General features: G+C 31.1%; 21 protein-coding genes. 2 read left to right on the top strand and 19 right to left on the bottom strand.

The window, feature by feature from the left end; all coding sequences use genetic code 11:
* Positions 1 to 216: 216 nt before the first annotated feature.
* From ABD077_RS03680 to ABD077_RS03595, 18 genes are all read right to left on the bottom strand, one after another.
* Positions 217 to 1,692 (bottom strand): oligosaccharide flippase family protein, encoded by a 1,476-nt coding sequence (locus ABD077_RS03680; protein WP_343910611.1) that lies wholly within the window; start codon positions 1,690 to 1,692, stop codon positions 217 to 219.
* Positions 1,689 to 2,984 carry an O-antigen ligase family protein gene (locus ABD077_RS03675; protein WP_343910609.1) on the bottom strand — a complete coding sequence of 432 codons (1,296 nt, stop codon included), beginning with the start codon at positions 2,982 to 2,984 and terminating at the stop codon, positions 1,689 to 1,691. The genes ABD077_RS03680 and ABD077_RS03675 overlap by 4 nt, the downstream gene beginning before the upstream one ends.
* 44 nt (positions 2,985 to 3,028) lie before the next feature.
* Positions 3,029 to 3,643 (bottom strand): DNRLRE domain-containing protein, encoded by a 615-nt coding sequence (locus ABD077_RS03670; protein WP_343910607.1) that lies wholly within the window; start codon positions 3,641 to 3,643, stop codon positions 3,029 to 3,031.
* Positions 3,644 to 3,673: 30 nt separating this feature from the next.
* Positions 3,674 to 4,603: a GDP-L-fucose synthase family protein gene (locus tag ABD077_RS03665; RefSeq protein WP_343910605.1), complete on the bottom strand. Its 930-nt coding sequence runs from the start codon at positions 4,601 to 4,603 to the stop codon at positions 3,674 to 3,676.
* Between the two features lie 15 nt (positions 4,604 to 4,618).
* Positions 4,619 to 7,354, bottom strand: a complete 2,736-nt coding sequence (locus ABD077_RS03660; RefSeq protein ID WP_343910603.1) for a polysaccharide lyase family 8 super-sandwich domain-containing protein — start codon at positions 7,352 to 7,354, stop codon at positions 4,619 to 4,621.
* A 15-nt stretch (positions 7,355 to 7,369) separates the two neighbouring features.
* Positions 7,370 to 8,533 (bottom strand): DegT/DnrJ/EryC1/StrS family aminotransferase, encoded by a 1,164-nt coding sequence (locus ABD077_RS03655; protein WP_343910601.1) that lies wholly within the window; start codon positions 8,531 to 8,533, stop codon positions 7,370 to 7,372.
* Positions 8,534 to 8,546: 13 nt separating this feature from the next.
* Positions 8,547 to 9,626, bottom strand: a complete 1,080-nt coding sequence (gene gmd, locus ABD077_RS03650; protein WP_343910599.1) for a GDP-mannose 4,6-dehydratase — start codon at positions 9,624 to 9,626, stop codon at positions 8,547 to 8,549.
* A 7-nt stretch (positions 9,627 to 9,633) separates the two neighbouring features.
* Positions 9,634 to 10,659: a mannose-1-phosphate guanylyltransferase gene (locus ABD077_RS03645; protein ID WP_343910597.1), complete on the bottom strand. Its 1,026-nt coding sequence runs from the start codon at positions 10,657 to 10,659 to the stop codon at positions 9,634 to 9,636.
* Between the two features lie 31 nt (positions 10,660 to 10,690).
* Entirely contained in the window at positions 10,691 to 11,038 is a 348-nt protein-coding gene (locus ABD077_RS03640; RefSeq protein WP_343910595.1) for a hypothetical protein, read from the bottom strand.
* Positions 11,039 to 11,042: 4 nt separating this feature from the next.
* On the bottom strand, positions 11,043 to 11,888 hold the full coding sequence (gene rfbD, locus ABD077_RS03635) for a dTDP-4-dehydrorhamnose reductase (protein WP_343910593.1): 846 nt from the start codon (positions 11,886 to 11,888) through the stop codon (positions 11,043 to 11,045).
* 14 nt (positions 11,889 to 11,902) lie between these two features.
* On the bottom strand, positions 11,903 to 12,949 hold the full coding sequence (locus ABD077_RS03630; RefSeq protein WP_343910591.1) for a YveK family protein: 1,047 nt from the start codon (positions 12,947 to 12,949) through the stop codon (positions 11,903 to 11,905).
* Positions 12,950 to 13,010: 61 nt separating this feature from the next.
* Positions 13,011 to 13,553, bottom strand: coding sequence for a dTDP-4-dehydrorhamnose 3,5-epimerase (gene rfbC, locus ABD077_RS03625; RefSeq protein ID WP_343910590.1), 543 nt, complete (start codon positions 13,551 to 13,553; stop codon positions 13,011 to 13,013).
* Positions 13,554 to 13,555: 2 nt separating this feature from the next.
* A complete protein-coding gene (gene rfbA, locus ABD077_RS03620) occupies positions 13,556 to 14,413 on the bottom strand; it encodes a glucose-1-phosphate thymidylyltransferase RfbA (RefSeq protein WP_343910589.1) in 858 nt (285 codons plus the stop codon).
* 60 nt (positions 14,414 to 14,473) lie between these two features.
* Positions 14,474 to 15,487 (bottom strand): dTDP-glucose 4,6-dehydratase, encoded by a 1,014-nt coding sequence (gene rfbB / locus ABD077_RS03615; RefSeq protein WP_343910588.1) that lies wholly within the window; start codon positions 15,485 to 15,487, stop codon positions 14,474 to 14,476.
* 13 nt (positions 15,488 to 15,500) lie between these two features.
* Complete coding sequence (locus ABD077_RS03610) at positions 15,501 to 16,496, bottom strand: hypothetical protein (protein WP_343910586.1); 996 nt, start codon at positions 16,494 to 16,496, stop codon at positions 15,501 to 15,503.
* Positions 16,497 to 18,188, bottom strand: coding sequence for a DUF6909 family protein (locus tag ABD077_RS03605; RefSeq protein WP_343910584.1), 1,692 nt, complete (start codon positions 18,186 to 18,188; stop codon positions 16,497 to 16,499).
* Positions 18,189 to 18,214: 26 nt separating this feature from the next.
* Positions 18,215 to 19,714, bottom strand: coding sequence for a GH3 auxin-responsive promoter family protein (locus ABD077_RS03600; protein WP_343910582.1), 1,500 nt, complete (start codon positions 19,712 to 19,714; stop codon positions 18,215 to 18,217).
* A 9-nt stretch (positions 19,715 to 19,723) separates the two neighbouring features.
* Positions 19,724 to 20,593 carry a M23 family metallopeptidase gene (locus ABD077_RS03595; RefSeq protein ID WP_343910580.1) on the bottom strand — a complete coding sequence of 290 codons (870 nt, stop codon included), beginning with the start codon at positions 20,591 to 20,593 and terminating at the stop codon, positions 19,724 to 19,726.
* A 211-nt stretch (positions 20,594 to 20,804) separates the two neighbouring features.
* Here ABD077_RS03595 and ABD077_RS03590 point away from each other — a divergent pair, with 211 nt between their 5' ends.
* Both ABD077_RS03590 and ABD077_RS03585 read left to right on the top strand, forming a co-directional pair.
* Entirely contained in the window at positions 20,805 to 20,996 is a 192-nt protein-coding gene (locus ABD077_RS03590; protein WP_299609150.1) for a twin-arginine translocase TatA/TatE family subunit, read from the top strand.
* A gap of 497 nt (positions 20,997 to 21,493) precedes the next feature.
* Positions 21,494 to 21,835, top strand: a complete 342-nt coding sequence (locus ABD077_RS03585) for a hypothetical protein (RefSeq protein WP_343910575.1) — start codon at positions 21,494 to 21,496, stop codon at positions 21,833 to 21,835.
* A gap of 76 nt (positions 21,836 to 21,911) precedes the next feature.
* Here ABD077_RS03585 and ABD077_RS03580 read toward each other — a convergent pair whose 3' ends face one another.
* On the bottom strand, positions 21,912 to 24,038 hold the full coding sequence (locus ABD077_RS03580) for a Tex family protein (protein ID WP_343910573.1): 2,127 nt from the start codon (positions 24,036 to 24,038) through the stop codon (positions 21,912 to 21,914).
* Between the last annotated feature and the right edge of the window lie 179 nt (positions 24,039 to 24,217).

The raw sequence follows: 24,217 nt of genomic DNA, 5'->3' as shown, positions 1-24,217 counted from the left end.
CATTAGAAAAAACAAAATCACCGCGTCTAAGGATAATGACAACTTCTTCCTAAAATTAAGCAGAAAGTAAACTATAAATACCGATAAAGGAGCTATATAAAATATTAATGGAAATCTATACGAAAAACCGTAGAGCAAAAACGTTAAAATCAGAATCCACCAAAACGATTTTGAACACAATATTGATTTTATTTTACTCAAATATCCCATTAAGTACTACTTTCCTATGATTTTCTTAATTTTTAAATAAATTTCCTTATGCTGATTTAGAAACCATGCCACCAATAAGCCCAAAGCAATGATCGTAATCAATACATCTAAATAGATGTTATTAAAGATAAACTTCAAGACGATTACAAAAAGAAAAATTAAAAGTGGCTGATATATAAATCGAACCCATCTAAAGGAATTCTCGGTAACAATTCTTGAGGTAATATTGTTAAAAATAACTGTAATAATCAAACCAAAATTACCTAGAATTACACCATATAGACCATATTCTTTACCTAAAAAATAAATACTTAATAATGCAAATACAGCTCCTGTTATTTGCCATTTTCCCAAATGTTTAGTTTTCTTAATTGCCATTAAAGTATAAAATCCAGGTACGCTTAAAGAGTTTAATGCGTAAATAATAATCGCCAATTGAAACCCTAAAACGGCTTCTGGATATACATTAATGTCTATCTTCATCACTAAGGTCAATAATGGTTTAAATGCCACCAGCAAAAACAAAGACATGAAAATAACAATAAACGTATTAAATTGATAAGCCAATTTATACTCTTCAACAAATTCTTTCCTTTTTTCTTTTATTCCTACCCATAACTGAGTTAGCTTTGGAATAATAGGTTGCAAACCGACCGTAGCTATAGAACTTATATAACTAGTGATGGAAATAATTGCAGCATATACTCCTACGATCTGTTCATTAGACACTTTTCCTACGATAATTTTATCTAATTGGGTAAATAGAACACCTCCTAAATATCCTAACCAGGTTGCTCCACAATATGTAAAAATCTCTTTGATTTTTTCTGCTCTAAAAACAGGTTTTATGTTTAAAAAATTGATCTTTTTAGAGGCTAAAAACACATAGACCGCAAGAATAATAAAGCTAACAGAAAACATGTAAAATGAAAGAATATAGAAATCTTTCTTAAGATAACTCAAAACTAACAGACCTACGTTGGTTGTAAGGATATTAAAAAATTTGATAATGTTAACCAGCAAAAACTGATTATTAGCTTGAATTATTCCTGAAAAAAAATGTTGCGTGAGCACGGTTGAAGAATACAAACCAATTCCTTTAATAGCTAAAAGCAAAGAATCATTTATCAAATTTTTAGACAAGAAGAAGGTAGCTACGCTTTCTGTGAAGAAAATAAAAACGAAAGATATTATAGCAGCAAAAACAGTATTGATACCAAATAGTACGGGAACTATATTGTTTGTTTCTTCAATTCTTCTCGAAGAGTTTTTAAAAGAGTTAATTCTAGAAACAAAGTGCATTGTAGTGGAAGCTATACCCACATCCAACAACAATGCAAAGTGACCAACTGAGGTAATTAATGCCCAAATACCAAATTTTTCTACTCCCATATAATTTACCATCAGCGGTATGGTGAATAGAAAAATTACAGCCCTTCCTGCTCCTCCAAATATATTATATAAATTATTCTTTATGCTCATCTGAGGCAATCTTGTTTTTTTAGGATTTGATTTCTATAGTACAAAACAGAATTAAATATCGAAAAAAAGAGAATTCCATTTAATCGCACCAAAAAACTCTCAGAAATGCCGACTAAAAGAAACAATATCAAAAATGAAAAAAATAGATAGTCTTTATTGCGAATACTATGTCTTATATTATGAATAATTAAAAATAGGAAAGAACCTAAGATCAGAATACCACCCGAGAGTAGTAGAAAGAAATAATTGCTATGAGAATTAAATTCATTGTTATATAATTTAAAATACTCATTATCAAGATAGCAATTATTCAAATTATATTGTATATCCCCTATTCCATAACCTAACCAAGGTTTTTCGAGAAAAAGCTCATAATTACATTGATAAATATAATATCTTGGGTCTACAGCCACTTCAAGAATTTCGCCTGTTATTAACCAATCATAAGCCTTTTCGATTTGTAATAATAATCGGTAATACAAACTATATTCGTTTACAACAAAATACCCTAAAACACCAATACAAACCAGGTAGACAAGAAACATGACAATTTTATTTTTTAGCGATTTGGTTTCTAATAACAACTGTATTGGAGTTATTATTATTAGAGAGTAGAATGCGGTTCTTGAGTTTAGAAGCAATAGCATGCTAATGAAAAAAACAATTAGCCCCACGTTAGACAGTTTTACTTTTTTACTGGTAGTACTGTAAATCCCATGTATTAATATCAATATACTGGCCATGATAAAGGCCCCAATATAAGCGGGATGCCATTCTTTATAAGAATCTGTTTCTATAGCCGATCTAAAATCCAAACCAGAATAAAATGACAATACTCCATCAATGTTATCTATTCCATAATAATTAATCACATATATAATGAGATATAGAGAAGAAATAACGTTGGCAAAAACAAAAACCTTTGCCAACTGTATGATTTGCTTTTTAGATAGATCCAAAAAATAAAATATAATAAAAGGAAAAAGGAAAAGACTCAATTGTCTTACTATAGCTTTTGAACCTTGTTTCGTATCAAATGAATACAATATAGTAATGATTAATAATACATAGAAAGCAACATTTATAATCAAATGTTTTTTAGGAATATTGGTTAAATTTTTAAATCCGGTTTTATATTTTAATAATATACCTGTCGCAAAAAAGAATAACAATCCTTTAGAAACAAGAGTGACCTCAAGTATCGGTAGTAAACATATAAAGCAAAACAAAAAAAAAGGCACTTTTTCTGAAAGAAATACTGCCTTTTCCTTATTAAAAATATTTCTTTTCATCTGATCACTTTGCAAGGAAAATTGATGTCTTCAACTGAATTTGATTATAACTTGTAATAAACTTCTAATTTAGGTCTTTTAGACTCTTCTTTTGTATTGCTTGAATAAAACCTAACACCTTTGTAAGGCTTTTCTTCACTTTCTAACCTAAAAAGTAATCCCATATTAGGTCTTTTGTTTTTAATAACATCGGATACAAATTTAGTTACATCAATTTTTTGATTTTTTAATTTATCATCTGTTGCAGGTACAGAGATATGAGTTTCATTGTATGTCTTTGGTTGATTATCCCAATTTACTTCATCATTTCTCCATGCTTGTTTAATAACCTCTACTCGAAAAGCATTATTCTTTCCAAAATGACCAGGTTCGATGGCTGATAAGTGAATAAACGCAGAATCGATAATAGCTTCTTGAGGAATGTTTGAAAAACCTATCCTTAATAAAAATCTACTATCATTATCAATTGTATCTTGAACGGTTAAGGATAATAGATGAAGTTTATCAAGTTTCGAATAATTTCTATTTCCATAAGCTTCAGAAATTACAGCATCCTTTCCATCCTCGGCATTTGGTTGATATACTTGATGAATTGTATCATCCTTGCAAGATAAAAAGCTAACAGTAACGATCATTAAAATAAAATGAAGTACTCTCATAACTAATTAGGTGTTTAAGAATTTATTTTTTTAATTGTACGTTTCCAGAAAAAACTTATATGTCTTTCTAATCCCTTCTTTTAGGCTTATTTTATGATTCCATCCTAGACTAGCAATTCTTGAATTATCCATTAGCTTCCTAGGCATGCCATCAGGTTTACTAGTGTCTTTTACAATTTCTCCTTCATACCCTACAACATCCTTAATGACAATTGCAAGGTCATATATACTAATATCCTCACCAGAGCCAATATTAATATGATCAGAGGTGTTGTAATTTTTCATCAAGAATAAACAAGCCTCTGCTGCATCATCAACATATAGAAATTCTCTTTTGGCACTACCTGTACCCCAAATAATTACTTCTTTACTTTTTTGTACTTTACCTTCATGAAATTTTCGTATTAAAGCTGCAATTACATGTGAATGTTCTGGACTAAAATTGTCATTTTCTCCATATAAATTAGGTGGCATTGCAGAAGTAAAATTACATCCGTACTGCTTTTGATAATATTCACATAATTTTATCCCAATAATCTTACCCAAAGCATACCCTTCATTTGTAGGTTCAAGTTTGCCGTCTAACAAATAATCCTCTTTCATAGGTTGAGAACTCAATCTTGGATAAATACAGGAACTTCCTAAAAACAATAGCTTCTTTACTTTGCTTTGATAAGCTGCATGTATAACATTTGAATTGATCATTAAATTATCATACAAAAAGATTGCTGGATTCTCAATATTTGCACCAATACCACCGACTTTGGCTGCCGCTAAAAAAACATATTCTGGATGTTCTTCAATAAAGAAGTCATTAACCGCTTTTTGATTTTTCAGATCAAGTTCTGAAGAGCTTCTAACTACAATATTGGTATAGCCTTCTTTTTTTAACTGCCTTATAATAGCAGATCCAACCATTCCATTGTGCCCTGCAACATAAATTTTTGAATTGATATTCATCGACCTTTTATTCTTTTAGTAATTTTCCAATTTAAAGTGAGACTCTCTACCTTCAGAACATAATAGTTTTACAATCGTATTATTATCCAAATCATAAGAGACATCTATTTTTTCGTTATTTCTTACTTTATATTTTCCTTTGAATTTTAGTAAAATCTCCTCTTCTTTTACTCCGTTATCTTTGTTAAATTTGATCGAAGGAACAGCTACAGAAACTTCAACCACCGTTTCGTTGATTTTTGCAGATACTAAAGCACTTAAAGACGTTGACAATAAAACATCATTTTCAAGCCTAGAAAGATAAGGCTCAAAAATCACATAATTAAACCTTTTCGCCCTATTTATATGGATTATATGTGCTTTTTTATCCTTTTGTAATACCATATATGGCTTTTCCTGTAAAAGATTATAATTTTTCCTAAAACCGCTATAATCCAACTCTTTTAAAAGAATCATATATTCATAACCATTGTTTTTAGGGGATTTTCCATGGTTGATACGTGCATTGTAGAAAATATCATAATTATACTCTGTTTTATCATCAAGATATGAACCCTGATTTGATAACGAAATCACTAATTCATTATAATCAAACAAAATATAAGATTCCTTTGCGCCACTTATTATCAAATTACCATGTGTTTCATTTTTAAAACTTAGACTATCATTTTGTTTTATCAAAATATCATTAACATATAATTTGCTAGAGACAAAAGACTTTTTTTGAAGTATATTGGTATTTACTTCATATTCATCTGTATCTGCATTTATATTACTTCCCAAAGCAACAACAAAATCGTCAAAAAAATGATATGATTTTTTAAAGTTAAATGAAGTATTATGATGACTTGAACTTAATTTTTCTTCAAAATCAAAACCAAAAACTCCTGCTTTTCTTACTTCTAATTCATCTATCTCGCCATATGATAATGCCCCTGCAAAATTCTTTTCAGAATATTCATCTACCCTGCTTTTGCTTGGTTCTAATGTTTCCCAAGGAAGAATTATAGTCGTCGAACCTGGAGGCCTATTCCAATCCCAACCTTTGTGCGAAAATCCACTTTTCTCAAACCCTTCATTACCTATGATATCCAAGGTTCCATATCCCTGATATCTTCCATATCTATTTTCTTCTTTATAAATTTCTGATCCCCAAAAAATCTTAGAAAAACCTTTGGCTGCAATATGAAAGTTGTTTTTTTTATATATAGCCAAATTGCTATAATTAAAAGCCCAAAAACCTTCCAAATTATTGCCGTCTTCTAATATTTTTTTGACAAGCTTTTTCTTTTCATTGTCAATGTTAAAATGTAATAAAGATTCTAACGATTTTAGACAAACAGGATTTTCAGTATCAAATGGATGTCTTCCGCTTATATTATTTGTATAATAATTGTTTTTAGACATCACAAATGTAGATATGACAGCATCTGCGAATTTATTCAGTTCTTGTTCTTCCAATTCATATTTAGTGCCATTTAAAATCTCTAAAATAAGCTTCAGATCATTTAGAGAATAGGCATAAGGAATATTATGAGATTTATGGTGAAATGTTGATCCATCTCTTTTTAACCATGAATTAAAGTTTGAACTCAATAATAGAAAAGACAAATGGTCTGAGAATTTACTAAGGTAAAGACTTTTGTTTTTTTCAATCACTAGAATATATCCAAGCATGTAAAAATACCTATTCCTGATTAAGTCTGACGTTGTTGGTTCAACTCTCGGATTTTCTTCCAAAATGGAATTTATTTTTAAATGCCATTTCAAAGTTTTCTTTACTAAATTCTGTGCTTTATCATTCAAATAAGGATATGTCAATAACAAAGACTGAAAATACTCCCTAATTTTATGTTGACCATATAAATCCTGAGTATTATCGCTAAACCCATTATAAAAAACTTGTTCAATTATCTGGGAAATTATTTCGACACTACGCTTCGAATTTTGTCCATTATTGTAATGTAAAGCTTTAGAAATTAAAGATATATCCAACCCAACATTCTCAGGTGTAAGAATTTTATTGTTTTTCAGTAAATCCTTTAAACGATTGATTACATCCTCTTTTACCGTCTTTATTTTAGGTTCAGTATTACAATCAACTCCTGGAATATATCCATAAATTATGTCTAGATATCTTTTCTTCAGATAATCATACTCATCCGTACTTTTTTCTTGTGAATGATCATCAATAGACTTATTGTAATAATAATGATATGTAGTATCACTATAAAAACCTTTTACTCCATTGTTGTAATTTGTTTTTATTCTTTTTTGAGACCTTGCTGTATGTAATAGAGGTAATATAAATCTTATTGCTCCTTCTGATTCCTTGGTAACGATACTTATTCTAGAAACGACATCTTTTATATTAGTTTTGTTCATATCGTATCTAAAGCTTCTAATAACCCTTCGTTTACCAATAAAATTATTGTTAAACTCAAAAGAAAAGACAGGTTTATTGTCTTTACCACCAAATAGCACTTCAAACTTGTTGCCTAAATTAGATACATTTTCAACAACAAAGCTAAATGTATCTCTTTTGTAATCAGTTAACTCGCTAGGTTCTTTTTTTACAATAAAAAAATGTAAAGTATCTCCCTTTTCATAAGTCCACTCAATGCTATTTTTTAATTCAATCTTTGAATTTCCAACATAGACAGAGTCTATTTTTATTTCTTGTCCTACTGCAGAAAGAAATATCGATGAAAAAATACCAAAGAATAAAATTTTAAAATGTTCTTTAGGCACAAGTTAGGCGCTTAATTATTTATTAAAATCTTTCAAACAGCTGATCAATTTATCAATATGATCAAAGTTATTTTTGGAGTGATTGCCAACAAAAAAACCTTCTTCATGTATGTAATCGGCATTTTCTAAATTTCCAGATATTTCGTAATCCATATACTCAATTGCTCTGTTTCTGGTAAAATTACCTGCTACAATTGGTCGTACATCAATCCCAGCTGCATCTAACACCTTTATAAGCTCTGCTCGTTTTCCTTTATTTTTTCCAGACATCAAAATAGCAAATCCAAACCAGGAACTACTTTCAATTTCATCCTGAGTTATATAACCTTCTAGATCTTTTATTTGTTCTTTAAAATATTTAGCATTTTCTCTACGCTGATCAATAATGGTATCTAGCTTTTTTAACTGTTCAATTCCTAAAGCGCCTTCCATTTCTATAGGCCTTAAATTGTAGCCTGGCATAATGAAATTAAAACTCTCATAAAAACTATCATCTTTTTTGGTATATATATCACTATCATCGGGTAAATGACGAGTCCAACCATGAGATCTAATGGATAACATATAATGATATAGTTCTTTATCATTGGTTACGGTAACTCCTCCTTCCATGGTACATATATGATGAGAATAAAATGTAGAAAAGGTTCCTAACGTTCCTATAGTTCCTAGAGGCTTGTTTTTATAATTTGCTCCCATTGACTCGCAATTATCTTCAACCAAGATCAAATTGTGCTGGTCACATATTCTCTGTAGTGCATCAAAATCATTTGGATTTCCTAATAAATTTACTGCAAAAATAGCCTTAGTATTAGGAGTAATTGCTTCCTCGAGTTTATTAATATCTATATTAAGCGTATCTCGATCAATATCAACAAACTTAAGTTTTAGATTATGTTGCGACAATGGATAATAAGTTGTACTCCAAGAAACAGCGGGAACAATAACTTCGTCTCCTTTTTTTAGTTTATTTGAGTAGACCAAAGCTGCTATCGCCAACAAGTTCGCAGATGACCCAGAGTTAGACATAACCGCATATTCAACGTTAAATTTCTTTGCAAAAGCTTCTTCAAACGCTTTTACTTTTTCTCCCATTGAGAAAAACCCGGAATCGATAACTTCCTGAAGAGCTTCATACTCTTTATTGTCCCAAGTATTATCTGATAGTGTATAACGCATATTATATATAATATTAATCGAATGATTTTTTTATTGAATGTTCTCTCTTTGCCAATTGGATATCATTTTTCATCATGATCTTAACCAACTCTTCTAACGAAGTTCTATTAGGGTTCCAATTTAGCATACTTTTTGCTTTCGTTGGATCTCCTAATAATGTTTCAACCTCTGCAGGTCTAAAATATTTTGGATCTACCTCAATCAATACTTTGCCAGTTTTCTTACAAATACCTTTTTCATCAATACCTTCTCCTTGCCATTCGATATCTATACCCGCTTCTTTAAAAGCAAGCTCGGAAAAATATCTAACAGAATGCTGTACTCCGGTTGCAATAACAAAGTCTTCAGGAGTATCGTGTTGCAACATTAACCACATACATTCAACATAATCTTTTGCATATCCCCAATCTCTAAGGGAATTTAGGTTTCCTAGATATAACTTTTCTTGAGTTCCCTCAGCAATTCTTGCAGCAGCAAGAGTTATTTTTCTGGTTACAAACGTTTCACCTCTTCTCTCAGATTCGTGATTAAATAAGATTCCATTAACTGCGAACATATCATATGATTCTCTATAGTTTTTGGTAATCCAAAACGCATAAATTTTTGCAACTCCGTAAGGTGACCTAGGGTGAAATGGTGTAGTTTCTTTTTGAGGTATTTCTCTAACTTTACCGTATAACTCAGAAGTTGATGCTTGGTATATTCTTGTGGTTTTTTCAAGACCACATATCCTAACTGCCTCTAACAATCTAAGTGTTCCAACGGCATCGGTTTCGGCCGTATATTCTGGTAAATCAAAAGAAACTTTTACATGAGATTGCGCCGCTAAATTATAAATTTCATCCGGGCGAATTTGCTGAACTAATCTAATCAAATTCGAAGAGTCTGTCATATCACCATAATGCAGCTTCAGCTTTCTTTTGGAATGCAGATCCCTAATTAGCTCATCAATATATAAATGTTCTATTCTTTCTGTATTAAAGGATGAACTTCTTCTAATAATACCATGAACTTCATATCCCTTTTCTATTAGAAATTCTGCTAAAAACGAACCATCCTGACCCGTAATACCAGTAATTAATGCTTTTTTCATTTCTAAATTAGTTTATTAACTCTTTATTTTTTTCTTTAACCTCATTATATAATGCTTTCACTTGCTGACTTTGTCCTGCATTCATTATCAAAATACAATCATCAGTATCTACAACAATTAAATCCGAAACCTTAATTCCGAAAGCTTTCTTAGTGCCGACAAAAAAAGAATTGGTTGTATCAACACCATCTATTTTATTAATACAATCCACTTCATTGATATTTTTCTGTACATAAGTGATCAACGAATCAAACGTTCCTAGATCAGTCCAGTCAAAACTTGATGGTACTGTTTTAATCTTTTTACTTTTTTCGAAAACAGCGTAGTCAATACTATCCTCAGGAATTGCTAGCATTTCTTTCTCTCCTACATATCCTTCCTTAATAGAAAAAAAAGCTTCCTTACTTTTTTCAAAAATTGCTGGATTATATTTTTGAAGCTCTTCAAGAAAAACCTCTGCCTTAAAGCAGAACATTCCGCTATTCCACAAGAACTGTCCTGACTCGAAAAATGTTTTAGCTGTTTTATAATCCGGTTTTTCTCTAAAACTTATCACATTTTCGTTTTCATATTCAATGTATCCAAAACCTGTATCAGGCCCATACGGTTTAATTCCAAAAGTAACTAAATTCCCTTTTCGAGCTAATTCTATAGCCTTGTTATAATTTAATCTATAAATATCATCATCGGGAATCATGTGATCACATGGAGTCACAAATAATATGTCTTCGGCTTCTAAACTAAAAGCAGCTAAGGCGATTGCTGGAGCTGTATTTCTTCCTACTGGTTCTATAATTACTTTAGAAAAATTTTGATCAATTTCCTTAGTTTGTTCCGCTGCTTCTACTATCTGATCTTTATTAGTAATTAGTAAGAAGTCATCCACCAATGATGTATTCCTTTTTATTGTATGTTGAAATAGTGATTGATCATTAAAAATTTTTAGAAACTGTTTTGGTTTGCTTTTTCTTGATAATGGCCAAAGTCTAGTTCCTGAACCTCCACTAAGTATTACGTTTACTATCTTACTCATCTCTATTTATTTAATCAGATCTCAAGAAATTCTATTGCCGCGGTATTTTCAAGGGTGTTTTTTGCCTTCCATTGTTAAAGTGATAGGTAATATTTAAAGTTTGTTGAATATCTTCGATAAGTATTCCTTTGCCAATGGTGCGTTTCTTATTTACTCTTCTAGAATACGAACCACATTTTTTGATTTTATCTCTTTTAAGTAAATTTTCTCCTTTTGAACTTACATTCTTGAAATCCGGAATCTCATTTTTAAAAGTTGAAAGTTCCCAAGTTTCAACTTCTTTATTGTTTTTTGAAGTTTTATTCCATAATGCCTTCAAAATATCCCATCCCCATATTTTTTCTTTTAAAATTGGTCGAAATTTTAATGGGTATAACATAACTCTAATTCGTCGTTAATTCTTTTAAGGATTCTTGCCAAGTCAAAATTTTTGCATCAAATTTTTTTATGGCTTTTTCCTTGCTTAAAACGCTATATTCAGGACGTTTTGCAAAAGTAGGGTAATTATCGGTTTTTTCAAGTTTTATTCCTTCCAGTTTCTTCGATAACCTCAAAATTTCTTTAGCGAAATCAAACCATGTAGCCTCTCCGAGATTACTAAAATGATAAATGCCATAATTCGCACTTCTTTCCTCTATAATTCCAAGTAAAAAACTTGCTAAATCATTGGCATTTGTAGGGGTTCCCTTTTCTGCCGTAGTAATCGTAAATTTCTGTTGAGTATTTGACTTTTCCAATATTGTTTTGTAGAAGTTTTTACCAAATTGGGAGTACAACCAAGAAGTTCGAATTATAAAATACTTTTCCTGTATTTCTTGAATATATTTTTCTCCATATAACTTCGATTTTCCATATTCATTAATAGGTTTTGGTACATTTTCTTCAGTGTAAGGAATGTCTGTATTTCCGTCAAAAACGTAATCTGTAGAAATATGAATTAGAATAACGTCATACTTTAGACAAACCTCAGCTATATTTTTCACAGCTAATCCGTTGACCAACATAGCTTTTTCAGGTTCCTTTTCTGATTGTTCTACATTGGTGTATGCCGCACAATTTATTACGTAATCAATATTATTTCTTAGAAAATAATCTTCTAGAACATTTTTTTTAGTAATATCTAAGTCCTGAGAAGTATTAAAAAAAAAATCAATCTTCGGATGATTTTTCCCTAATAAACGAATACATTTTCCCAACTGACCATTCGAACCTGTAACTAGAACCTTCATTGATTAATCAAAATCTATTGATTATAATTTTTCAAATATTTATTTAATCTTAGTACTACTAAAACCAAAAACATTAATCCAATAAAAAGAATTGGCAATAACACTTTTTTTTGCGTAAGAAGATCATTTAACAATACCGCCCTGTCAGGAAAGTTAGAAATAACATTAATTATTTCCTTCGTATTAGCTTTTCTACTATTTATCGCTAATATTTCTTTGCTTAATGTTTTGGACTCTTTTAGTAGCGTAATTTCAGACCTATCCAGATCATTATTCTCAGAAGTTAAATTAATACTAGTATTAGAAGAGGCTTGTTCTTTTTGAATATCTAGTAATTTTAATTTTTGATAAAAAGACTTTAGAGAGTCAACTTCTTCAAGTTGCTTTCTAATTATAGAATCATCCAATTTGAGATTTAAATCATACGTACTTTTTTGTAATTTATAATATTCATTATTTGAAATTGATCTTACTATAGCATTTTGAGATTTCTTAGCAACTTTTGGATCTAATGATTTAATTATAACTTTATGAAATTTAGCATTAATGTTATTAAAATTCTCCAAATATTCTTTATAACTCAAATTTACTCTAGAGATACTATCCAGAGTTCCTACAAAATCACTGAATTGTTTTAATTTTTGATTGTCATCGGTAAAAGATTCAATAGATACTTCTCTAATACTACTAGCTTCTTGGTTGGAGATTTTTAATGCTGCAGCTAGGTTGTTGAAATCTCCTTCTATGGCAAGTTCATTATAAAATTCAATATTATTATATAGTTGTTGAGCACTATTAAAGTTTGGTTCAACAATCATAGAAGACTGATAGACCGGTTTTGACATAAAGTCCACAACCCAACCTACGGCAAGTCCAACAGCACCGGCTAACACAAACTTTAAAAAATGTACTCGGATAAATAAAAGAAAAAGAATAATCCCACGAAATATTCCCTTAAAAACCTTTCCAATAAATAAGAATAATTTATTAAGCGCGCTACCTATTAATTTAAATAATTGTCCTAAGTCTATTTCTTCCGAAGCGTTTTCTTTGGTACTCATCTATTATAAAAATAAAAATCTAAGCAAATGTAAGTGCTTTTATGTTATGTAAAAATTATATCTAAAAAAGTTCATTGAAAAAAGGTAAAATTAGATCTTTTTCTGACAAAAGAACCTCTCTCTTATCTAATTTCCAATTAATGTTAAGATCAGGATCATTAAACCTAATTCCGGATTCTGATTCTTTATGATAAAAATTATCACATTTATAGTTAAATATAGCTTCATTGCTTAACACAACAAATCCATGAGCAAAACCTCTAGGAACAAATAATTGATAATTGTTTTGATCATTTAATTCTATGGAAAAGTAATTCCCAAATGTAGTCGAATCCCTTCTTAAATCTACCACTACGTCTAACACATTACCCTTAGTTACCCGAACCAACTTTGCTTGTGCATATTCTCCTTTCTGAAAATGCAAACCTCTTAATACTCCTTTTGAGGAAATTGATTGATTATCCTGAACAAAATCAACCTCCAAGCCTGTACTTTTTTTAAAAGTCCTTAAATTAAAACTCTCAAAAAAAGAGCCTCTGTCATCTTTAAAAACCCTTGGTTTTAAGACAAAACATCCTTCCAAAGGGGTTTTCTCAATCTCCATACTTAATCCAATTGTAATAAATATTTCCCATAACCACTCTTTATTAACGGTTTAGCCAACGTTTCTAGCTGAGCTTTGGTTATAAATCCTTTATTGTATGCTACTTCTTCTATGGCGCCTATTTTTAACCCCTGACGCTCTTCTATTACTTGAACAAACTGAGAAGCTTGCATGAGTGAATTAAATGTTCCTGTATCTAACCATGCTGTACCTTTATCTAATATACTTACTTTAAGTTTTCCTTTTTGCAAATAAGCATTATTGACATCTGTTATTTCTAACTCTCCTCTACTACTTGGTTTTATATTTTTTGCTATGGATACAACTTCATTGTCATAAAAATAAATGCCTGGAACAGCGTAATTGGATTTTGGAAGTTTTGGTTTTTCTTCAATCGATATTGCATTTCCTTCCTTATCGAAATCCACTACACCATATCTTTCTGGATCTTGCACGTGATAAGCATAAATAATACCTCCATTGGGATTATTATTGCTTTCTAAAAGCTTTTCTAACCCAGATCCGTAAAAAATATTATCTCCTAAAATTAATGCTACTTTATCATCTCCGATAAAATTTTCTCCTATAATAAATGCTTCTGCTAATCCGTTAGGTTGCTCTTGTACAGCATACTCAAAAACGCATCCATACTTCTTACCATCACCTAATAATTTCTCAAATAGAGGTAAATCCAATGGGGTAGAAATAATTAGAATTTCTTTTATTCCTGCAGACATTAATGTAGAAAGTGGATAATAAATCATTGGTTTATCGTATACTGGCATCAACTGCTTACTAATTGCTAATGTAAGCGGATGTAATCGTGTTCCAGAACCTCCTGCTAGTATTATTCCTTTCATTTTAGGTGCTTTTATTCTATTTATCTTCCAAATAATTATAGATAAATAGGTTTTAAAATATTATCGAAACTTTTCTAAGTACCAATTTATAGTCTTTTCAATTCCAGATTCGAAATTTTCGTTTGCATTCCATCCTAGTTCGTTTTCAATTTTAGAAGCATCAATTGCGTACCTAAAATCATGCCCTGGCCTATCAGTCACAAAAGTAATAAGGTCTAAATAAGAACTTTTATCTTCTAGCGGTTTTATTGTATCTAGAATTTTACAAATAGTTTTGGCTATATAGATATTCTCTCGTTCATTTTTCCCTCCAATATTATAGGTTTCTCCAAGCTCTCCTATTTTCAATGCTAAATCAATTCCTTTGCAATGATCTAGAACATATAGCCAATCTCTAACGTTTTTTCCATCTCCATAAATTGGAATATTCTCCTTAGCCAACGCTTTTCTAATAATTGTAGGTATTAGTTTTTCCTTATGCTGTCTAGGTCCATAGTTATTGGAACAATTTGTTGTAATTACCGGTAATCCATATGTATGAAAGTAACTTCTGACCAACATGTCCGAAGATGCCTTGGATGCGCTATATGGACTATTAGGGGCATAAGAAGTTTTTTCAGTAAATAAGCCAGTTTTTCCCAAAGTACCATACACCTCATCTGTAGAAACGTGTAAAAACCTACAGTCTTCTTTTCCTTTTTTAAATACGTTAGGTGCATCCATCCAATTCCTAAATGCCGCTTGTAATAAATTGAAGGTGCCTATAATATTTGTTTGTATGAATTCATCAGGATTCGCTATCGAATTATCAACATGAGATTCTGCAGCAAAATGGACTACTTTGTTGATGTTATATTCTTCAAAAATTCTCTCTAGCAAACTCAAATCACAGATATCACCCTTAACAAAGGTATAATCACAATCATCAGCTACCTCAATATTATTTAAATCAGCTGCATACGTAAGTTTATCTAAATTGATAATCTTTATTTCTTTCTCATTAGATTTATGATTTAAATAATTGGATCCTATAAACCCTGCTCCACCCGTTATTAAAATGACTTCTTTTAGCAATGTATCGAGAGTTTTAACTATTAATATATTGTATTATCCTATTAGGTAAATTTTTGATTAAAAAAAGAAATGATACTATTAAGAAAAACAGTACAGGAATTTTTACCATCATCTTACTTGATATACCTTTTCTTAATAAAACAATCTCACCTCTTTCCACGATATCAAATAGTTCACTATCAAATACCAATATATTTTCTTGATTTGTGATTGAATTTAACAATTCTTGTTTTCTAGCCAATAATGTAGAAATAGTAGGTAATAACTCAGATTCATTTTCAACTCCTATCATAATGATATCTTTACCTTGTTTATGAGGCGCTTTACTTAGTTTCTCTAAATAGTTATCTAAGTACTTTAATATTTCCTTATTCTTCTTTAAATTTTTTTCTGTCTGTTTAATGTTCTGAGCAAGGAGTTTATTAAAATAAACGTTAGACTCTATATATTCTAGAATCTTTTTTGAAAGGATTTCATTCTTACTATCATTAGTTTTAAAACTAAATGTTAACTTATGATATCTATAAAAGTTAGTATATGCTTCATTTTCTAAAATATTAGCATCATACCCTTTAATAATTTCATGAAAATCTTCTTCACTCTCATATCTAATATTCAGTTTATCTAAGATATCCATTGTTCTTATAACAGGAGTAACTTCAACTGATATAAGGTCTTTTACTAAGTCACTATCTAACTTTAGATTTTCTAAAAAAGATGGTTCCTTAATTCTATCATTCAAGGAGTTTACAAAATCATATATATACTTCTTCAATTCGTATTTTGGTTCGATTATGATTTCCTGAGTATACTTTTTAGAATACCCATATTTACTATCCAAAATATACCCTATAATAAAACCAATAATTACTATTCCCAGAAATAACAACCATTTCTTTTTGTAAAACTGAACTATAGAAATACAAACTCTTAGAAATGCTTTAAATGCTTTCTCTAATTTCTTAAATATGTAATTAAGATTAACTTCTTCTGTAGATTCTATATTCATTTAATGATTCTTAAATATTTGCTCTAATATTTTCTCAGTAATTAGATATGTAGGTTTTACTCCTGTTGTACCTAATCCTCCAGATGCTAAGGTACTTCCTGTTTCTAAAGGGTTGTCAGAAGCGTAATATGCATAATTTACTTTTACATCAGAACTGATACTTCCTCTTAATTTTGAAGCAGATTGTATCGCTTTTTGATAATGCGCACCCTCCATTTCTAAACCGATCACGTTCCAGGTAGATTCATGAAAAAATTTCAGGATGTCTCTATTCTGCAATGAGGTTCCTAAAACCGTAATCATTGCTCCTTCGTAAATATCTATTCCATGACCTTCTAAATCTTCTTTTTTCAATCCGTTGTCAAAAGGATAATTGTCTGCGGTTCCTTCGAATACATGAGCAGACGGAATCATAATGTCTCCTTTGCCTCCTTCTAGAATACCTGCTTTTCCCATTAAGGAAACAGATTTAACATTTAAGTATTTTCTACTCTCTGATTGTTCAAAGGGTTTTAAAAGCTCATCCATTGTTTCATATGCTTGTTCTCCAAATGCGTAATCCATTACGATGATAACGGGCATATTTTCACTATCTTTTTTTGAAACGTTTGTTTCAAAAACACCATTTCTATATTTGGAAGTATCGAAAATTTGAACATCAATATTGGTTCCACTTTCGTCTTCTAGAAAAGTCATTCCTTTCTGGAGTGCTAGTTTCTCTACCTTAGCTCTAAGCTTATCATTCTTATCCTGGCTTAATAATTCGTAGATATCAAAAGTAGATTTGTTTTTTAATTCTGTTTTAAGTGCTAAAGGAGCGTACATAGTATTCATAACACTATGCATATTTGCACTTATAATATGTATAGGGCGATCTATTAAATTTAATTCTTGTAATTTACCTTTTATAGTATTCGCCCATCGTTCTCCATGAATATGATGCCCTAAACGCTCTCTTAATACAGGAGTAAAGGTTACTAGTCTTTTATTTTCGTTTACTGATTCATCTATAGCCAGTTTACCTAACCAATAAATAATGTGTATAAAACGCTCTTTATTTTCTGGACAAGAAAAACTATTGTAAATCGAAGTAACTTCTTGAAAAGTCCTTCCCAATATATTGGCTGTATGGGTGAGCACTACCTCACGTTCAGATTTCGTAAGATCTTTTTTGGAAGTGACTGCTTTTTCTAATTTATCCCAATCTCTGGTTACATTTCCTTCTTCATTAATTACTACACGATTCATGATTTTATGCGATTCTATGAATAGAAAAGTAAGATGTGTAAGAATATCATATATTTCTGATCTTCCTCTAGTGATCTCAATATTCATTTGTTCCTCATCAATCCTGTAGCAATTTCTTCTTCGTTTTGGTGGAACAATTGGTTTAAAATGAGAATTTTTATATCCTTCTTCACTTGTAAGATTAATATAACGACATTCTTCGATTCCTATTGGCAATCGATCAATAACGTACAATAATCCATCTAATTCTACCTTTTCTTCGGCAACTGAACCATATATTTCTGGTCGAAGTGTCAGTAATCCTTCTCTTAAAGTATCTCCAGAAACTCCCATTGGTTTATAAAAACCTCTATTAAATAGATGTCGCATTGTTATGTACATGCGTTCTATGGCACTTGAACTTTCTTGTGCTCTTGTTCTTCCTTTTAATTTGAGATTTGTCATAAAATTTTTCCTAACAAATATATAACTTATTTACCTATACCAGTCATTAAGGAATCTGCAATCTTTCTATCATTAGAAAGTCTAGGTAACTTGTTCTGACCACCAAGTTTTCCAATAGATTTCATATACTCATTAAAACCATCTTTTGGTACGGATCGAACTTTTAATGTTCTCAGTACATTTCCAGTAATTAAATCATCGTAATAGGTGTTTTGCTTGCGTAAAGCATTGTCTATTTGGATTTCTAGTCCTGCTATATCTTTTGGACTTTCTTGAAACTCTATAAACCATTCATGATATGGTAATTCGGAATCCTTTGGGTTAATCTGAGGCGCTACCGTAAACTCTTTAATTACAGCCCCTGTAGCTTCAGTAGCTTCTTTCATAGCTTGCTCTACTTCTTTTCCGATCACGTGTTCTCCAAAAGCCGAAATAAAATGTTTAATTCTACCAGACACGATAACTCTGTACGGTGAAGTACTAGTAAACATTACTGTATCGCCGATATTATAAGCCCATAAACCTGCATTAGAAGAAATAAGCATCACATAATTTATATCTTTCTCTACATCTGCTATGGTAATTCTTTTTGGGTTTTCCTCGAAAAACTCATCTGCCTTTATAAATTCATAAAACATTCCTGAATCTAATTGAAGTAACATTCCCTTCTCGCCTTGAACATCCTGAAAAGCAAAAAAACCTTCTGAAGCAGGATATAACTCGATACTTGCCACTTTTCTTCCTATCAACTTTTCAAAAGTAGCTTTATAGGGCTCAAAATTTACTCCTCCATAAATAAACAATTCGAAGTTTTTAAAAAGTTCACCTATTGATTTTCCAGTTTTCTTTTGCAACTTTTCGAAATACATCTGCACCCAAGGTGGAATTCCGCTAATGATTGTCATATTCTCATTTGCAGTCTCTTCTACAATAGCGTCAACTTTTGATTCCCAATCATCGATGCAATTTGTTTCCCAACTTGGAAGTCTATTCTTCTGAAGATATTTTGGAACATAATGCGCTACTATCCCTGATAGACGTCCTAAATTAATTCCGTTTTTCTCTACCAACTCTGGACTTCCTTGAAGAAATATCATTTTTCCATCTACAAAAGAAGCTTTTCCACTTTCTGCGATATAACATAAAATGGCATTCCGGGCAGCCTTAATATGCGTTGGCATGGAATCAGAAGTCAACGGAATATATTTTACTCCACTAGTCGTACCCGAAGTTTTTGCAAAATAAATAGGCTTTCCAGGCCATAAGATATCATCTTCACCAGCTACCACTCTATCCACATACGGACGTAACTGTTCATAATCTCTGATTGGGACTTCTTTTACGAAATCATCATGTGTATGAATTTTGGTAAAGTTGTGATCTCTACCAAAAGCTGTATTACTTGCTGATTTTAATAACTCTTCGAATACTCTTTTTTGAGTTTCTATTGGATTATTAGCCCATTTATCTATCTTTTTACGAATACGTTTTGCAAAAATCTTTGCCCCAAATGATTTAATAGACATTGTATGTTTTTATTCAAAATCAATAAATTTCGACGGATCTGTAGGGTATCCATCTCTCCATAACTCGAAATGCAGGTGAGGACCTGTAGTAAGTTCTCCAGTTGATCCCGCTGTTGCGATTACCTCTCCAGCTTTTACTAATTCACCTTGTTGTTTCGTTAATGACGCATTATGTTTATAAACGGTAAGTAAACCGTTTCCATGTTCTAAAATAATAACGTGTCCCGTTTCAGCAGTCCATTCGGCAAAAATTACAGTTCCGGCAGCCGCTGCCTTTATTGGGGTATCTTTTGGCACAGCTACATCAATTGCATAATGTCTTTCGTTTACATTATAACCAGACGTCACACTACCTTTTACCGGAGGAAATAGCGAAAAATCAGTACTAGATTTTTCACTTTCAAAAAGACTATATTTATCTTCTCTAGAAACTTCTTCTCGTAATTGCATATCCTGCTCAGAAGGATTTAAATCTACCTCATCAGGATTTAGTTTTTGTGATTGTACTGCAGAATCAATATCAAATTCAACTGTTTTTACATCTCCAGTTAGTACCTTCTTAATCGAATTGTAGTATTCTTGATTTACTGCTAGTACCGTTTCCAAGGAATCCGCTGTAGATACTAATCTCGTAGCTTTTTGATTAAGAGAAGTGGAAGAATATCCTGGTATATATTCTCTTAATGGTGTAAATGCAATCAAAATAGTCGTGCATGAAATTAAAATAATCGATGTTATACTCGTCAATACAAAAACATTTAACCTAGTAAGTTTAAAAGATATTCGTTCTTCAAAAGTGTCCTCATTAAGAATTACTAATCTATATTTGTTTAGTAACTTCTTAGTAATTCTCTTTTGTTCTTTTTTCTTTTTAGCCATAGATTAGTCTGCTATCTCCGCAGTTCCATTAGTTACGCAAATATACATATTCTCTTAACGGATAAAAATGCTAAAGTTTATATTAAAACGTTATCTAGAAGTGAATAGTACTGATACAAGCTGTGAATATTATCTTAAAACTATCTTTTCGTGCTTTAAAAAGGTCATTTTTAGGTAAATCTTGTTAACTTTGTAATCTAAATTAAAGAACATGGTGTCATTAAGTATATTTTTAGGAATGTTAGGTCCTTGGCAAATTGCGCTAATTGTTGCTGCAGTTTTACTTTTATTTGGAGGAAAGAAGATTCCAGAATTGATGAGAGGTCTGGGAAGCGGTATTAAAGAATTTAAAGATGCTTCTAAAGAAGATGAAGATCCTAACAAGATTGAAGAAAAGAAATAAATAGTTCTACAACTATCTATTATATAAATGCCCAGCTAGAAAGCTGGGCATTTTTTTGTAGTATATATATTGTAAGCTATTCTAATCGAGCTGCCCAAATCGGTTCTTATTCATTTATCACATCTACCATTTGATCTGAGTTTTGTAATCCTTTACCTCTTAGTTTAGGATCAATCTACAATTTAGGAATTAACGTAACTACAAATATTTTAAGTAATCCAAAAATTACAGTTCTTAATTTTTTGTAAAAAAACGGTATGTCTATGATAATTTACTTTTTAGCGAAATAAAAGTACCGATTTATTGGATAATTGTTCTTTGATAATCAGAAAATTAGGGCAAAAAGCATTTTGTTTTTACGGTAAAACCATAAAATTTGTGTATTTCATCGAATTTAAAAACCACTTTATCTAAAAGTTTATCATATGTTTTGTGACACTGTTTTTTCGTCTTAACTTTGAGTATATCAAACAAGTAACTTCATAAAGCCCCAAACTATGAAAACTATATTTTTTACAATCGCAATTTTATTTTCTTTCGCTACTATTTCAGCACAAGAGACTGCTCAAATAGAAACTACAAATACTTCTATAGAAGTAAAGTCTTCTAAAACAGATTTTTACAAAGCATTAATTAAAGCGAATAACTTTGACATTACTATCAAAGAAGATAAAAAAGAAGTTACTAATACTACTAAGACAGAATTTTATAACCTTTTATTAGAAAAAAACGGTTTTAATACTGATACTAAAAAGACAACAAGATTAACTAACATAATCAACAAAGAACAAAACACAAGAAGCACTGTTACTAACGCAACTGTGGGCTTGTTACCATAATAAAGAGATATAAAAAATATAGTTGATACTCCTTTCTAACGAAAGGAGTATTTTTTTGCTTTAATTCTAGCTACATTTAATCTACCAGTGACAATTGAATTCTCTTTCTATTTAAATCCACATCCAAAACAGTTACCATCAGTTGCTGATTTAACTGTACAACGGCATTTACATCACTTATATATTCATTGGCCAATTTAGAAATATGAATTAAGCCACTTTCCTTGATTCCAATATCTACAAAACATCCAAAATTAGTAATGTTATTTACTATTCCAGGTACTTTCATTCCAGTTTTGAGATCATTAATTGTTTTTACATTAGGATCAAACTCAAAAATTGTTGCCTTTTTTCGAGGATCTACTCCAGGTTTCTCTAATTCCTTAATAATATCGGTTAATGTTGGAAGGCCTACATCTTCTGATGTATAATTGTTTAATTGAATTTTGGCAATTGCTGTTTTATTACCAATCAATTCTTTTAGCGGTATTCCAACATCTTTAGCCATTTTGGAAACCAACTTATATCGCTCTGGATGCACAGCGGAATTATCCAACGGGTGACTCGGTTCTGTTATTCTTAAAAATGCTGCTGCTTGTTCATATGCCTTTCCTCCTAGCCTAGGAACTTTTTTCAATTCTTCCCTAGATTGTAATGCGCCATTTTCTGATCTGTAGCTCACAATATTCTCTGCAAGTTTCTCTCCTATTCCGGATACGTAACTTAATAAAGGGGCACTTGCTGTATTTACATTGATACCAACACTGTTTACACAACTCATTACCACAGTATCCAATTCATTTTTGAGTTTTGTTTGGTCTACATCATGCTGATATTGCCCAACTCCTATCGCTTTCGGATCAATCTTTACCAATTCCGCCAATGGATCAGCTAACCGTCTTCCGATAGATACAGCTCCTCTGACCGTAACATCGTAATTAGGAAACTCTGCTCTGGCAATTTTAGACGCTGAATATACTGAAGCTCCACTCTCATTTACCATAAAAACCTGAATTTGGTTTTCGAAAGGTATTTTCTTAATAAATGCCTCTGTTTCTCTTGCCGCTGTGCCGTTTCCGATAGCAATGGCTTCAACTTTATAAGCGTTCACCAGTGATTTTATCTTCTTTATTGCATTGGTGGTTTCTCGTTGTGGAGGATGTGGATATATATTCTCATTGTGTAATAAATCGCCTTGCTGATCCAAACAAACCACCTTACATCCTGATTTAAATCCAGGATCTAATGCTAATATTCTTTTCTGTCCTAATGGAGAAGCTAATAACAATTGTTTTAGGTTTTGAGCAAATACTTTAATCGCATTATCATCTGCTTTTTCTTTGGACTGGTTCAATACTTCTGTAGAAATTGCAGGAGCTAATAATCTTTTATAAGCATCCGCAATTGCCAAAAACATTTGGTCTGTACATGCTTCTACATTAGATTTTATCATAACATCATCGATAATATCCAATGCATCATTCTCGGGAACAGTAATTTTAACTCTTACTATTTTTTCATTTTCGGCTCTTAATATTGCCAGTAATCTATGCGAAGGACATTTATGAAGCGGTTCTTCCCAATCAAAATACTGTTGATACTTTTGAGCTTCTTCATCTTCTTTTTTTGATTTAATTACTGTAGATGTAATAGCGGCTTTGCGTTGAAATAGCCTTCTTAGTCTATTTCTTACTTTTTCATCCTCATTAACCCACTCTGCTATAATATCTCTAGCACCTTGTAAGGCTAATTCTTCATTTACAATTGTATCATTAAGATATTGTGAAGCAACATAGAGGATTTCTTCCTCTCGTTGTTGCATGATCACTTTTGCCAAAGGTTCTAGCCCTTGTTCTTTAGCAACAGAAGCTTTTGTCTTTCTCTTTTTCTTATAAGGAAGGTATAAATCTTCTACCTCAGAAAGCGTTTGGGCAACTTCTATCCGTTTCTGTAATTCTGCAGTAAGTGCATCTTGTTCTTTTATCGATGCTAAAACACTTTCTTTTCTTTTTTGGAGTGCTTCAAACGCTGTTTTATGCTTAACAATTTCTCCTATTGCTACCTCATCGAGGTTTCCTGTGGCTTCTTTACGATATCTGGAAATAAAGGGAATTGTAGCTCCATCATTTAATAGTTCGATGGTTTTAGAAATTTGCTTTTCGGAAATAGGTAGCTGTTTAGAGATATAAGAAACAATATTCATGGATTATATTTTGAACCGCTAAATATATTGTAAACGTAGCCTAAAATCAAAACGTATTAAGCTTCATCTGATTTATTTTTATTCGATAATAAACTATTTGGAGTTAAGCATTACACCCTTACCAAAAAGTGTTACAACAATTCATCATTCATTATGTCAAAAAACCAAAATATATTATA

The sequence above is a fragment of the Aquimarina litoralis genome (genome assembly GCF_039523995.1).
GTDB lineage: Bacteria > Bacteroidota > Bacteroidia > Flavobacteriales > Flavobacteriaceae > Aquimarina > Aquimarina litoralis.
The sequence above is the reverse complement of the archived record's forward strand: the minus strand, read 5'-3'. Positions and strand labels throughout refer to the sequence as shown.